General features: G+C 32.2%; 12 protein-coding genes. 4 read left to right on the forward strand and 8 right to left on the reverse strand.

Annotation, left to right across the window (positions count from 1 at the left end; all coding sequences use genetic code 11):
• Positions 1–6: 6 nt before the first annotated feature.
• Positions 7–960, forward strand: coding sequence for a phosphoribosylaminoimidazolesuccinocarboxamide synthase (locus tag NNL09_RS16790; protein WP_196910537.1), 954 nt, complete (start codon positions 7–9; stop codon positions 958–960).
• Between the two features lie 51 nt (positions 961–1,011).
• Here the strand turns inward: NNL09_RS16790 and NNL09_RS16795 are convergent, their stop codons facing one another.
• From NNL09_RS16795 to NNL09_RS16810, 4 genes are all read right to left on the reverse strand, one after another.
• Positions 1,012–1,188: a hypothetical protein gene (locus tag NNL09_RS16795; RefSeq protein WP_160112203.1), complete on the reverse strand. Its 177-nt coding sequence runs from the start codon at positions 1,186–1,188 to the stop codon at positions 1,012–1,014.
• Between the two features lie 237 nt (positions 1,189–1,425).
• Positions 1,426–1,830, reverse strand: a complete 405-nt coding sequence (locus tag NNL09_RS16800; RefSeq protein WP_025664893.1) for a hypothetical protein — start codon at positions 1,828–1,830, stop codon at positions 1,426–1,428.
• Between the two features lie 223 nt (positions 1,831–2,053).
• Positions 2,054–5,122: a hypothetical protein gene (locus NNL09_RS16805; protein ID WP_196910536.1), complete on the reverse strand. Its 3,069-nt coding sequence runs from the start codon at positions 5,120–5,122 to the stop codon at positions 2,054–2,056.
• A gap of 66 nt (positions 5,123–5,188) precedes the next feature.
• Positions 5,189–5,926 (reverse strand): hypothetical protein, encoded by a 738-nt coding sequence (locus NNL09_RS16810; protein ID WP_025664895.1) that lies wholly within the window; start codon positions 5,924–5,926, stop codon positions 5,189–5,191.
• A 159-nt stretch (positions 5,927–6,085) separates the two neighbouring features.
• On the opposite strand from NNL09_RS16810, the gene NNL09_RS16815 reads away from it, so the two are divergent.
• The 3 genes from NNL09_RS16815 to NNL09_RS16825 all read left to right on the forward strand — a co-directional run bounded on the left by NNL09_RS16815 (position 6,086) and on the right by NNL09_RS16825 (position 8,775).
• On the forward strand, positions 6,086–6,976 hold the full coding sequence (locus tag NNL09_RS16815) for a DUF72 domain-containing protein (protein ID WP_196910535.1): 891 nt from the start codon (positions 6,086–6,088) through the stop codon (positions 6,974–6,976).
• 210 nt (positions 6,977–7,186) lie between these two features.
• A complete protein-coding gene (locus NNL09_RS16820) occupies positions 7,187–7,576 on the forward strand; it encodes a hypothetical protein (RefSeq protein WP_025664897.1) in 390 nt (129 codons plus the stop codon).
• Positions 7,577–7,665: 89 nt separating this feature from the next.
• Positions 7,666–8,775, forward strand: a complete 1,110-nt coding sequence (locus NNL09_RS16825; RefSeq protein WP_196910534.1) for a DEAD/DEAH box helicase — start codon at positions 7,666–7,668, stop codon at positions 8,773–8,775.
• Positions 8,776–8,816: 41 nt separating this feature from the next.
• Here NNL09_RS16825 and NNL09_RS16830 read toward each other — a convergent pair whose 3' ends face one another.
• The 4 genes from NNL09_RS16830 to NNL09_RS16845 form a co-directional block, all read right to left on the reverse strand.
• Positions 8,817–9,194 (reverse strand): response regulator, encoded by a 378-nt coding sequence (locus NNL09_RS16830; RefSeq protein ID WP_025664899.1) that lies wholly within the window; start codon positions 9,192–9,194, stop codon positions 8,817–8,819.
• Positions 9,191–11,395 (reverse strand): PAS domain-containing sensor histidine kinase, encoded by a 2,205-nt coding sequence (locus NNL09_RS16835; protein WP_196910533.1) that lies wholly within the window; start codon positions 11,393–11,395, stop codon positions 9,191–9,193. The genes NNL09_RS16830 and NNL09_RS16835 overlap by 4 nt, the downstream gene beginning before the upstream one ends.
• Positions 11,396–11,870: 475 nt before the next feature.
• A complete protein-coding gene (locus NNL09_RS16840) occupies positions 11,871–12,818 on the reverse strand; it encodes a YeiH family protein (protein WP_196910532.1) in 948 nt (315 codons plus the stop codon).
• Between the two features lie 79 nt (positions 12,819–12,897).
• Positions 12,898–13,794 (reverse strand): LysR family transcriptional regulator, encoded by an 897-nt coding sequence (locus NNL09_RS16845; RefSeq protein ID WP_196910531.1) that lies wholly within the window; start codon positions 13,792–13,794, stop codon positions 12,898–12,900.
• Between the last annotated feature and the right edge of the window lie 44 nt (positions 13,795–13,838).

The following is a 13,838-nucleotide window of genomic DNA, read 5'->3' on the forward strand; positions in this document are numbered from 1 at the left end:
TAAGTAATGAATACAATTGTAGATACAAACTATAATTTTCCTAATCAAAAATCGGTATACAAGGGAAAAGTAAGAGAAGTATATAGTATAAATGATGAACTTTTGGTAATGATTGCTACTGATCGTTTATCTGCATTTGATGTAGTTATGCCAAGAGGAATTCCTTTTAAAGGGCAGATTCTTAATCAAATTGCAACCAAGATGATGAAAGAAACCGAAGATTTGGTGCCAAATTGGTTAATAGCCACTCCAGATCCTAATGTAGCAGTAGGGCACCTCTGTGACCCTTTTAAAGTAGAGATGGTAATTCGCGGATATTTATCTGGTCATGCAGCAAGAGAATATAAGGTCGGTAAACGAATACTATGTGGTGTTGCAATGCCAGATGGGATGAAAGAAAATGATAAATTTCCTGAACCTATTATAACACCTTCTACCAAAGCTGATAATGGAGAGCATGATGAGGATATTTCTAGAGAAGAGATTTTGTCAAAAGGAATCGTTTCTGAAGAAGATTATTTGATTCTTGAAGATTATACTCGTAAACTTTTTCAAAGAGGAACAGAGATCGCTGCCAAAAGAGGATTGATCCTTGTGGATACCAAATATGAGTTTGGGAAAACAAAAGAGGGTCAAATTGTATTGATTGATGAAATTCATACTCCGGATTCTTCTCGTTATTTTTATGCTGAAGGATATGAAGAACGACAACAGAATGGAGAATCACAAAAACAACTGTCTAAAGAATTCGTAAGACAATGGTTAATTAGTAATGGTTTTCAAGGTAAAGAAGGCCAACAGATTCCCGAAATGACAGATGAATATATTAGTTCTGTCTCTGAGCGATATATCGAATTATATGAAAATATAACAGGAGTATCTTTTATAAAAGAAGATGTCTCTGATATACAGGGAAGGATAGAAGAGAATGTACTTGATTATCTAAAGATAAAAAGTTAGATGTTAGCATCTAACTTTTTGTCCTTATTACGGATTAGCAAAATTTAATCTTTATTCATTACAATCTGGCTCTTGGCACTGTAATTCTCTGCAAAAAGAGCCACATCGATAACAAACGCCATTGTCATGTGGCATACATACAGGATCTATATCTCCTCCATTAATAGATGATTGTTGCTTTCTGTTTAACTGTTGAGCTCCTTCGAGATGTAAAATGTTTGTTAGCATGATTTTTGGATTTTTAAGATTAATAATTACCTAATTACTATGATGGCATACGGTGTATGTCATGCAATGTAAGGTAGTTGATTTTTGAAATAAAAAACCATGTCAATGATTTGAAAAAAGACTTGATAACCTATGATTTGAAGGTTTTTTATATGGTTTGTATTAAAATCAAGCCTATCATCAAAAATGAATTAAAACTTATCCTACGAAAGTCAGTTTTTTAAGAATGTTAAGATGTTAAGCCACCTTATATTCTAACAATTGTATATTATCTTGTAAGCGCTCTTTTACGATACTCATCATTCGTTTGTTTAACGCAGAAGAGTTTTTCATATAGATCTGGTATTCTTCTACAGTGAATTGCCCAATAATCATTCCTTTTAAACTATTTCTGAATTTCATATCCTTTTGGATAGCATTCTCTATAAAATCAAAGCGTTTTTCTAAGGATAACTCATAGAAAGTATTCTTTCTTTTTTTAATATAGTTTTTAAATACTTCGATCAATAGGTCTCCCTGTAATTTTATAATAGGTCTAATCGTTTTGTTCTGAAATTGTTCATCATTAGACATGTTTTCAGAAACTCTTGCATTTAATAACTGTGGTCGTATTGCCAATAAATTTGTTTCCCTGTTTTCCATAATAAAGAAGGTTTACTAAAAATAAGTATTTGTTATGCTTAAAAATCAAGACTATGTTTAGAGTTTTAAACGACTTATAAACAATAAAAGAGTTGCATATATGGAGTGTTTTGTTATACTAATCTAATCTTTTTATTTTCGTGCTACATTACCTTAACAATAAGTTATTTATAATAAAAGCCCTCTATATAGAGGGCTTTTGTATAACAGGGTGTTTTTTCGTTTATTTCTTTATGAATTCTTCTTTGCTTAAAATTTTGGCAGGAGTTTCACCAGATTTTTCAAGGTATTTGTTAAATTTTGCTACCTGCTTACCATTTATTTTTTCGTATGCAGCCTTAGCTTCATTTAATCTAGCCTCTAATACTTCCTGATTTTCTAATTGGGCAAAAGAAGGTTTTTCGAACTGTTCTGCCACTTCGCCATATAAATCAGATAATTTTTCTCTTAGTTGAGGTTCGGCTTCATCAACATAATTATCACCTGTAGTGACTACCAGAGTTTCTTTTAATGCATTTAATTCTTTAACAGCTGCAGAAGTAACTTTTTGTGAAGCTGGGTCTTTTTTTAATACTGCTTCGGCTTTCTTTATATTTTGATCAATTTTATGAACCAGATATGCCAGATCTTCCATATCGTTAAATAACTCTTGCGTTGTTTTATTATGAGCAATTCTGCCTTTTTCTGATATTAAAGAAGTTGGGTCATTTTGTAGCGTTATGGTACTTTCATATTGTTTTTTACCTTTCTTAAGTACTATTTTATAAGTGCCTTCAGAAGCTCTTGGCGCAGTAAATCCACCAAAGGTAAATGTTTTTCCAGCAGCTACTTTAGGTCCTTTTTTCCTGAAATTCCAGGTTACTATATTGATACCTTTAGCTTTTCCGGGAACAAGACTTACTATCTCGGTACCATTTTGATCTTGTACAGATAGCGTCATTTTTCCAAAAGTATGTCTCTTTTTGAGGTAGTAGATAATTTTTGCAGAAGAGCTTGGGTTATCTCCTGTAAATTGAAGTTCTGTACTTCCTCCACCAAAACCACCTTCTTCTTTGATTATTGAAGGTTTAGTATTAAAAAAGTGAACATCTTTGGCAAGAATTTCTTGATTTATTTGCCTTAGAGGGGAGATATCATCAATAATGATAACACCTCTACCGTGGGTCCCTAATACAAGATCATTAGTTTTTTTCTGTAGATCAATAAAATGAACAGCAGCAGCAGGCATATTATTGGTGAAGCGCGACCAGTTTTTACCACCATTTATGGATATAAATAATCCAAATTCGGTTCCTAAGTATAGTAGGTCTTCATTTACATAATCTTCCTGAATATTTCTTGCAAACCCTATGATTTCATCTGTCACCAGGGATTTCCATGTTTTTCCAAAATCAGAGGTTTTATATACATAGGTGTTCATATCTCCCGATGCATGACCATCAAACACAGCATATGCCGTTCCTTTATGATGTGAACTAGCTTCTATGTGATATACCCAGGTATTTTTTGGTAATCCTTGAATATTGGCTACTGTATTAATCCAGGTTGCTCCACCATCTTGAGTAACCTGCACATTACCATCATCGGTTCCTACCCAAATTACTTTTTGATCAATTGGGGATTCTGCAATTGTAAAAATTGTAGTATGTGTTTCGGCTCCCGACTTATCTGTAGAGATACCTCCTGATTCTTTATCTTGTTTTGCAGGATCATTGGTAGTAAGATCTGGTGATATTTTTTTCCAGTTGTCGCCCATATCATCACTTACATGAAGGAATTGACTACCCATATAAAACCGATCCGGTAGATGGTTACTCACTGCCATTGGAGCATTCCAGTTAAAGCGTAGATCAACTTCTCCCTTAATAGGTAGAGGAGCAATGTTTTTGGTGTAATTCTTATCTACATCATATCTCCATACATTTTGTGCTCCTTGCATTTCAGAATAAATAATATTCTTGGTTGGGTGTTTTAATACTCTGAATCCATCTCCATATCCAACGCGATTCCAATCACGTGCTTCTATACCTCCTGGAGAAGAAGATGGTCCCCACCAGGAACCATTATCTTGTAGGCCTCCATAGATATTGTAAGGCTCTTCATTATCTACACTAATATGATAGAACTGAGAAATTGGTAAATTATCTACCATATCCATTGTAGATCCACCATCCCAACTTCTGTATACTCCACCATCGGTTCCTACATACATTCGATCTGAGTTGTTGATGTCAAAAACAACATCATGTATATCTGCATGCATATTTCCCAGGTTTTTGAAGGTTTTTCCTCCGTCTCTAGAGATAGATCCAAACAACCCTCCTTTAACCAGAATATCCGGATTTTTTGGATCTACGACGATTCTTGAGAAATAGAAAGGTCTAACTACCAAACCAAAATCTCCATTTAATAATTTCCAACTGGCTCCTGCATCATCAGAGCGATATAGTCCTTTATCTTCTTTACTTTCTACTACTGCGTATACTATTTTGGGGTTAGAGGGGGCTATTGCCAATGCAAATCTCCCCAGATCACCTTTAGGAAAACCGTTATGGATTTTATTCCATGTTTTTCCGGCATCTGTAGATTTGTACAATGCGCTATTAGGTCCTCCTGAATTAAACCCCCAAGCGGTTCTTCTAAACTCCCACATCGCTGCATAAAGCGTATTAGGATCGTTGGGATCCATTATAAGGTCATTAACTCCTGTTTTTTCATTAACATAAAGTATCTTATTCCAGGTTTTTCCTCCATCTACCGTTTTGTATACTCCTCTTTCTTCACTATCTCCCCATAAAGCCCCTAAGACTCCAACATAAATTTCATTAGAGTTTTTGGGATTAATCTCTATACTACCAATTCGTTCTGAGTTTTCAAACCCCATTTTTTTCCAATTTGCCCCTCCATCTGTGGATTTATATAACCCATCACCGATAGAAACACTGTTTCTGGTCCATATTTCACCTGTTCCTACCCAGATAGTATTATCGGGATCATTAGGATCAATTTTTACTACTCCTATTGATTGTGCATGATCATCGAATACAGAGGAGAAGCTTGCTCCCCCATTCGAGGATTTCCAAACTCCACCACCAGCAGTACCGGCATATAGTATTCTATCGTTGGTAGGGTGATTTTCTAAATCTATAATCCGACCACTCATGAGGGCGGGTCCGATTTGTCGTGCTTCAAGGTTTCCGAATAGTTCTTTGCCTTTTAGAACAACTTCCTGTGCTTGCAAGTGTATGGAAAAGAGTATAGCCAAGCTTGCAATTATAAATTGTTTGTTCATAATTACTGGTTGTTTATTTAGAATAAAAAATCCCCAAATTTTTGATTTGGGGATTATAATTTGTGTTTATTTTCCTTCTGGGAAAGCGAATAATGCAGCTTCTACTTCTGGATTGAGATCAAACTCCTTGAAATCCATACTTTGGAATTGACTACTTTGTGAGAAAGGAAAGTATAGTCCTTCTACTTCCTGGTAATCACTAATAGACATTTTTATTTTCTGACCTTTCATTGGACCTTCCTGAATCTCTTCTTCAACTATGATAGGTACAAAATTTTCGGTATCAAAATAGTAATGAGAAATATTAGGTTGTGATTGACCATTAACAGTAATTGGATCTTTGGTTACCTTTATTTTAAAAGTCTCTGTTCCATCTACAGTTTCCTTACCTATAAGCTCTATTGCATACCCTTTTTCTTTATAATTTAAAAATGGAGAAGGCCAATCTTTGATTTGCTTCTTCATATTTTCTGTAGCTTCATTGTCACTCTTTTCAGCTTCCATAGTTTGCTGATTTCTAGACCATGAAGTTTTTCCGTCATATGCAGCCCAGATCATTTTATTTCCTTGTAGTTCGATTGTAGTAGACTGGCGTCCATCTTTCATCATAACCTGTTCAAAAGGAATTTCCATCCCTTGCATTTTCATTACTCCTTTCATAGTAATGCCTTCTAGTTTTTCCCAATTTTCTTTTCCCCCTGTATTTTCGAAGTAATTATTAACTATTTCATCTGCAGTTTGTGCATAGAACGATGTTGAGATAGCTAGTACAAGAGCTACTGTAATAGATTTTAAAGCATTCATTAGTTGTGATTTTTATGATGTTGTTGTAACAATTAGTCAATCTAGTAACATTTTTGTTACACTTTTTTAGATATTTTTATAGTTATAGGAGCAAAGTAATTGTTCAGAATCTTATTTTTTTAATTAATTTTCATCACATAAATATAAAAAAGCAAATGCATGAAATTTGGCAAAGTAGAACACCCTGATATCATAGATTTTAGCTTACCAGATGATCATAAGGATACGGTAAGAGTTTTAAATACTACAGCAAAAGGAAGTTTATCAACTTATGTTGGTTGTGCCAAGTGGAACAGGCAAGATTTAAAAGGATTTTACCCCAGAGGAACAAAGGATGAACTAGAGTATTATTCGAGACAGTTTAATAGTATTGAATTGAATGCTACATTTTATAGGATTTTTCCTGAAGATCAGTTTAAAAAATGGTACGATAAAACTCCAGAAGGATTTAAATTTTTTCCAAAACTCGTACAGAATATTTCTCATCTAAAAAGATTAAATGAAGATGTAGCGCCTTATGTAGATGAATATTTATCTAATGCAATTCACTTAAAAGAAAAGTTAGGAACCATATTTTTACAAATGCATGGTAATTTTGCTCCTAAAAATTTTGATAGAGTTATTCGATTTATAGAAAAATGGCCTAAAGAAATACGTTTGGCCGTAGAATTTAGGCATACAGATTGGTTTAATGATGTAACGGTAGCTGGTGAATTATATAGCCTTCTTGAAAGTAATAATATATCGAATATCATTACAGATACGGCGGGTAGAAGAGATTTACTTCATATGCGTTTAACCAATGATGAAGCTTTTGTGAGATATGTTGGAGCAAATCACAAAACAGATTATACAAGGCTAGATGACTGGATAAAGCGGCTTTCTACCTGGAAAGATGAAGGGATTAACCATATACACTTTTTTGTACATCAAAATTTGGAGGTAGAATCCCCCTTACTGTCTAAGTACTTCATTAAAGAATTAAATGATCATTTAGGAACACAATTAGGTTTGCCAAACCATTTATCAGACGATCTCAAATTATTTTAGCATAGAGCTATGGAGCTATCAGGTAGGTTTTACTTATGATTTAACGGTATTACCTTCTTTTGTAAATGTTAAAAGTTTAGTTTTTGTTGCTTTTAAGCGAACATATATGTATTTTGCCGATGAATTTAAAATTAATGTTGTAGGAAATTACTTAATATTATTGTTTTGAATTCAGTTATAATTACTCATGGTCCCTTAAATATCAACTGTATGAATAAACTTTTACGCTATCCTCTTATATTTGTTTTTTTGTTAATTGCTAATCTAGCTAATTCTCAATCTAGTACTACCATCAATCATTCTAATCACGAACAGGAAAATATATTTTCTTTTCTTACCGATCAGCCTATTTTAATCCAAAATCATGTATTTTCTAAAAAGAAGGTTTTTTCTTACGATTTTAATGTCGTTGAAACCGAAAATGATCATGCAGATCATGATCATGCTAATGACGTAGTTTTGTTAGATATCATATTCTCTGACGAAGGGTCTGATTTTAACTGCTCTGGTGGGTTTTGCATGAATAAATCTCATTTTCATAAAAAGGGATTAAGTATGAAAAAACAACTCTTTGATTATTTTATGAGTATTGCTTGTTAGTAGGATTTAACAATTAAGCTGGTTATTTTTTGATTAAGTTGAATTATGAATAGATATTCAATTACTTTTGCAACTTAAATCAAATATGTATGACGTTTTTAGAGTTAGGAGTACCCAAAGATCTTAATAAAGGTCTTAAGGAGATGGGAATTACAAATCCTACAAAGATTCAAGAACAGGCAATTCCTGTTTTAATGAGTCAGCAAACCGATTTTATTGGGAAAGCTCAAACCGGAACTGGAAAAACTGCAGCTTTTGGAATTCCATTATTATCCCGAATTAACCCTTCTAAAAAACATGTTCAGGCTTTAGTTTTGGCACCTACTCGCGAATTGGGTCAACAGATAGCAAAACAACTTTTTAAGTTCACTAAGTATACAGATAAGATTTTTACCGAATCGGTATATGGTGGCGAAAAAATTGAAAAACAACTTTCGAGATTAAAAAGACCTACACATATTATTGTAGCAACACCAGGCAGACTTATAGATTTGATGAATAGGAAAGCGGTCGATATTTCTGAAATAAAGACATTGGTTATGGATGAGGCCGATGAAATGTTAAGTATGGGGTTTAAGAAGGATCTAACTACAATTTTGTCCAAAACCAAAGGAAATAGAAATGTTTGGCTTTTTTCTGCTACGATGCCGTCTTCTCTAAACGAAATTATAAATTCTTATGTTAGTAAAAGTGCAGTACAAATAAGTATTGATAAAGATGATGCAGTTAATAAAGGGATACAACATCAATTTGTTGTAGGTGATGAGGTTAATAAATTAGATACGCTTGCGTATTTTCTGAAAACGCAAAAAGGGGGTAGGGGAATTATTTTCACAAAAACTAAAGCTGCCGCCCGAGTACTTCATAAACAACTAAAAGCTAAAAATTATGAAGTAGGCCTTCTCGAAGGAGAAATGACACAAAAAGATAGAGATAAAGTAATGAGAGCGTTTAGGAAAAAAACGTTACAATTACTAGTATCTACAGATGTTGCAGCAAGAGGTATCGATGTTGCTAATCTAGCTTTTGTTGTTCATTATCAATTGCCGGATCAAATAGAATATTATACACACAGAAGTGGTAGAACAGCCAGAGCAGGAAAAACAGGTTTATCCTTAGCTCTAATAACCAAATCAGAGGTGCAGGTTATAAGAGAACTAGAAAAACAACTTGGGATACGATTTAACCAGGTTAGATAATCAAAAACTATAGTTTTTGATTCTTATAATTCTTTCTACAATTATGTTGTTTGTGATGTACTTATTTTTGATATTACCGATAAAAGTTGGTCAAAATTTACAGGCTTAGAGAAGTAATCATCAAACCCGATATTAATAAAACGTTGCTCATCGCCAGGCATAGCATAAGCTGTTACTGCAAAAACAGGAATGTTTTTGAGGATATCCAGTTTGCGAAATCTTTGAAGTAATTCACAGCCATCCATTTGATTAAGGCCAAGATTAATATCAACCAGAATAAGATCCAGCACTTCTTCCTTCACAACTTTAAGGGCTTGTGAACCATTTTCTGCAATAATAACATTAGAATCATTTCTGGATAACATTTTATCCATTACCATTGCGTTTATTTTATTATCTTCTACGTAGAGAACATTCATAGGCATTTTGGAATTATAATATTAAATTCGGTACCCTTACCTATTTTACTTTTAACTTTTATTTTCCCTTCCAGGATTTCAATATATCGCTTAGATAAGCTTAGTCCGATACCGGTTCCTTCATATTTACGACTCATACCAATACTTTCTTGCATAAAAGGATCAAAAATTTTCTTAAGATTCTCGTTATCTATTCCAATACCAGTATCAGTTATTGAAATATAAACATTATTTTTTGAATTTTGAGAATTAACTTTAATAATTATGCTTCCTTTATTAGTGTATTTAATTGCATTATGGATAATATTATTTATCGCAGCCCTAAATAAATCTTTATCAATGTTAACCTGTGGACTGGTTTGATCGAGTTCTAATTGATACGTTAATTCCTTCGCTTCGGCCATATGTTTATATTCTCTGTACGAAGTTTCTATGGTATAGTTAATGTCTAATTTTTGTACGTTTATATTCTTTTTTATAGCTTCGATTTCGCTAAAATTAGATAAGTTATTGATAGTGTCGAGCAGTCTGTTTTTACTTTCTTCCAAATACTCCAGAAGTTTTTCTCTTTCATCAGGTTTTTCCTCGTCTAATAGGAGTTTACTTACTGTCATTATACCATTTAGCGGAGTTCTTATTTCATGGCTAAAATTGGATAATATATTTGATTTAAGACTATTCAACTCCTGTTCTTTAATATGTGATTCTTTAATTGCTATTTCTGCTAGTTTTCGTTCTGTAATATCCAGAAAACTAACAAGAACAGAGTTTACTTTCTTTTCATGATCAAAAACAGGAGTGTATTTGGCTTCTAGCCATTGTAAATCACCCTTATGAGTAATGCGCTCTATTTCTTTTTTTACAATATTTCCTTTTAGAGCTTCATTAAATTCATGAGCAAAGGAATTCTTGAAATTAAGGGGCATAACATCTATAAAACGACAAGAAACTTGATTTGGATTTACATTAAAGTCTCTTTTTATAATTTTTACCGATTTTTCATCAGTCATTAGGATTATCCCTTTTGTATCTAACAGAATTGTATATGCAAATCCGTTATTAACAATTGCTAGTAATCGGTTTTTACTTTCTACGATAGTCTTTTCATTAATCTTTTTTTGATGAACATCGATCAAATTACCAATCATTCGGGTTATTTCTCCCTTTGCGTTTTTTCTTTTGAAACCGTACACCTCATAATGACGATATCCTTCATTAATATGCTTAAGCCGATAATAATTATAATAGTAATTACCTTCTTGATTAAAGTTATCATGTCTCCTTTTAAGCATTTTTGCTACATCATCTGGATGTATCATTTTTCTAAACTCTTCTTCTGCTACAAAATCCTGATCCAAAGGTAATCCCAACATTTTTTTAAAATCCGAACTATAAAAAACTTCATTGTTCTTAACATGATAATCAAACAATCCAGATTGTATTCCTTTTAAAGCTAAATGTTTGGTTTCTTCACTGTATTTCAGCTTTTCAATGTAATTGTACCGATCTGTAACGTCTGTGATAGTTCCGTTTACGTATACGACTTCATCTTTATAAATAACAGGTTGCCCTACAACTCTAATCCATTTCTCATTTCCTTTTTCGGTAATAATTTTTTCTGTATACTCATAAGTTTCCTTGTCTTTGATAAGGTTGTCGAGGAAACTTTTTATTCTCACTCTGGCATCTTCGGGATAAAAACTAATTTCTTTTTCTCTTGTTATAGGAGTACAGGAACTTAATTCGCTTATTAAGTAACATCCATCTGACCAATACATTTCATTATTCTTGGGATTAAAATACCAGGCACCTGTTTTGGCTAATTTTGAAATGGTTAATAATGCCCTATGTTCTTTGTATTCTTCTGTAGTATCTATTCCTGTTGCATAAATTAAATCATTATGTAGTTTGAAATCAAATTTTATAGAGACTACTCCTTGATTTTCTGTAGGAAAGCTTAAAGATACATTGATAAGTGGATTACTATTAGATAAACCAGATGTCGAATTTAAAAATACAGATACATCTTTATCAATTATAAAATCGGTAATGAATTTTCCTTCAATTTTATTTTTATCAAGAGGAAATAATAGTTCGCACCTATTATTGAAAGAAATTATTTCTCCATCTTTTTTTAGAATAAAAAGAAATAGTAATGTTTTTTCTGATGAAATCCCAAATTTTTGTAAAGTTAAAGACATACGTACTGGTTAATTCTACTTAAAGTTACAAAATGATTTGTAATTTTCTGTTTGGAATTGACTTCAAAAAAATAATTTTCCTTGTATCATAGTTGAGATACCTTAAACTTTGCTCGTAGTGTTTCTTCATAAAATACAAGAATAATTACAGATATTTCTGATAATGTGAATATTAATGTTTTTGTAACTCATTGGAACGATAGAGATATTTTGAAGAATATAAAACAAAAATATTGTAACCTTGATCTTGAAAAATAAAGAAAAGCTCTCTAAAATTAGCTTTAGAGAGCTTACCATAAATAGTAAATACTACCTAACCCAAAAAAACAACCGACTTATTTTTAAGTGGATTCAGATACGATTACTATACCTCTCCAGATATATATGGAGCCTGTATATACTTAAAAAGGGAACATAAAAAAGGGTTTTTAATAAACGCATCAGATGCGCTATACCTACTTATTCTCTGATTCATTTATAAATTAAGTATTATGAGTAACGAGATTGTTGATATGATAAACCATGTCGATATTCCCAGAACTGCGGGTTTCCATCCAACCACTTTTATTTTAGAAATAGATAAATTCATTCCTACAAGAAAGAGAACTACTACAAATATTGATTTTGAAATCGTATATACCGAATTTGTAATTGTACTAGAGATAGATGAATAACTATTTATGATAATTGTTAAAACAAAGATTATTATAAACCAGGGTATTTTTTTTGAATGGAATTCACCCTTGAATAGCAGAGAAGAAAAAATAGCTACCGGGACAATCCACAACGTCTTAACCAACTTAATGATTGTAGCTATTTTTAAGGCTTCTTCTCCGTAGATTTGCGCAGCACCAACCACAGAACTGGTATCATGAATGGCAATAGCGCTCCATAAACCAAATTGATATTCAGATAAATTAAATATGTGCCCTAGAGTTGGAAAAACTAATAACGCTATTGCATTAAGGATAAAAACTATACTTAAAGCAATAGAAATATCTTCTTTTGGGGCATTTATTGTAGATGCTATTGCAGCAATAGCACTCCCACCGCAGATAGCAGTTCCAGAAGAAATTAGATGAGCTGTTTTTTGTTCGACTTTAAAGGTTTTCCCTAATACAATACCGATGCATAAAGCAAAAATCACAAAGAACATGATATACATAAAACCATTTTGGCCAATAACGAGGGTTTCTTGAATATTGAGGTTAAAACCAATTCCGATAATAGCAAGTTGTAGTAAAAAGCTAATGGCTTTGTTATTAAATACAAGAAATCGATTCCCGAATACATTGGTAAATATAAAACCTAATAATAAGGCTACAGAACTATTTATAACTGAAGATAAACATGCTATTATAATTAGAGAAAATATAATTATTCTGATTGGTCGAATCGCCTTTTCTTTCTTTAAAAAATTCATCTACGTCTTGTTAATACTGGATCGTAGATGCAAATTTGAACGTTTTCACAGAATAAATTTCATTACAATTTGTAATCCCTTATTCCATTAGGTTATAATGGGCAGCAAAGAAGCGCTTTGTTTTTTCTACAGTATTCGAATATTCTCCATGTAAATTCACCATATGAAAAACACGCTTAATAGTAAAAGAAGTAATATCAATGATTTTTAATTTATTATTCATTAACTCATCTGTAATACAATGAATAGATAGAAAAGAGTAGGAGCCTGAGTGCATTAAATATGTTTTGATACTTTCTGTACTTCCTAAGGTCATCTCAATTGTTAATTGGCTAATATCTACATTTACATTTTGCAGAGCATCTTTTATAATGTTTCTGGTGCCAGAACCTTTTTCTCGCAATATTAATGGTAGTTGTTTTAATTCTCTTAGAGTAATTTCTTGCTTTTTTAATGCGGTGTTATCTGCACTGGTGACCAAAACAATTTCGTCTAACACAAATGTTTCATAATGTAGAAGTGGATTAGAAGTATTTCCTTCTGTAAAACCAATATCTACCTGTTTATTAATAATTGATGATTCTATGTGTTCAGAATTATTATTGAGAAGAGTGATGTTGGTAGTGCTGTATTTTGCTTTAAATTTTGATAATATTTTTGGTAATATGTATTGAGAAATTGTGGTACTTGCTCCGATAGTGATCTTATCTGGGAATTTACTGTTTAGAGCTAAAAAATCATCTTCTAGTTGATTATATAAACTCAATATTTTGTTGGCATATTGTAATAGTAATTTTCCTTCTGGAGTTAAACTTATTTTGTTACCATGTCTGTTAAATAATGCTTTACCAAAATGTTTTTCTAATTCGTTAATATGTTTTGTTATCGCAGGTTGTGTGATAAAAAGCATTTTGGCAGCTTTGGTAAAACTTAGAAAATGTGCAACTTTTTTAAAAACTTTTAATCTGTAGATCATTAGATTATACTTAAGTGATTTGCTTTCGATAAAAAGACGTATTG

The sequence above is a fragment of the Aquimarina sp. EL_43 genome (assembly GCF_943422735.1).
Taxonomy (GTDB): domain Bacteria; phylum Bacteroidota; class Bacteroidia; order Flavobacteriales; family Flavobacteriaceae; genus Aquimarina; species Aquimarina megaterium.

Excerpts from the sequence above, each read along its gene's own strand:
- NNL09_RS16790 (WP_196910537.1), top strand. The coding sequence starts at position 7 with ATGAATACAATTGTAGATACAAACTATAATTTTCCTAATCAAAAATCG.
- NNL09_RS16795 (WP_160112203.1), bottom strand. The coding sequence starts at position 1,188 with ATGCTAACAAACATTTTACATCTCGAAGGAGCTCAACAGTTAAACAGA.
- NNL09_RS16800 (WP_025664893.1), bottom strand. The coding sequence starts at position 1,830 with ATGGAAAACAGGGAAACAAATTTATTGGCAATACGACCACAGTTATTA.
- NNL09_RS16805 (WP_196910536.1), bottom strand. The coding sequence starts at position 5,122 with ATGAACAAACAATTTATAATTGCAAGCTTGGCTATACTCTTTTCCATA.
- NNL09_RS16810 (WP_025664895.1), bottom strand. The coding sequence starts at position 5,926 with ATGAATGCTTTAAAATCTATTACAGTAGCTCTTGTACTAGCTATCTCA.
- NNL09_RS16815 (WP_196910535.1), top strand. The coding sequence starts at position 6,086 with ATGAAATTTGGCAAAGTAGAACACCCTGATATCATAGATTTTAGCTTA.
- NNL09_RS16820 (WP_025664897.1), top strand. The coding sequence starts at position 7,187 with ATGAATAAACTTTTACGCTATCCTCTTATATTTGTTTTTTTGTTAATT.
- NNL09_RS16825 (WP_196910534.1), top strand. The coding sequence starts at position 7,666 with ATGACGTTTTTAGAGTTAGGAGTACCCAAAGATCTTAATAAAGGTCTT.
- NNL09_RS16830 (WP_025664899.1), bottom strand. The coding sequence starts at position 9,194 with ATGAATGTTCTCTACGTAGAAGATAATAAAATAAACGCAATGGTAATG.
- NNL09_RS16835 (WP_196910533.1), bottom strand. The coding sequence starts at position 11,395 with ATGTCTTTAACTTTACAAAAATTTGGGATTTCATCAGAAAAAACATTA.
- NNL09_RS16840 (WP_196910532.1), bottom strand. The coding sequence starts at position 12,818 with ATGAATTTTTTAAAGAAAGAAAAGGCGATTCGACCAATCAGAATAATT.
- NNL09_RS16845 (WP_196910531.1), bottom strand. The coding sequence starts at position 13,794 with ATGATCTACAGATTAAAAGTTTTTAAAAAAGTTGCACATTTTCTAAGT.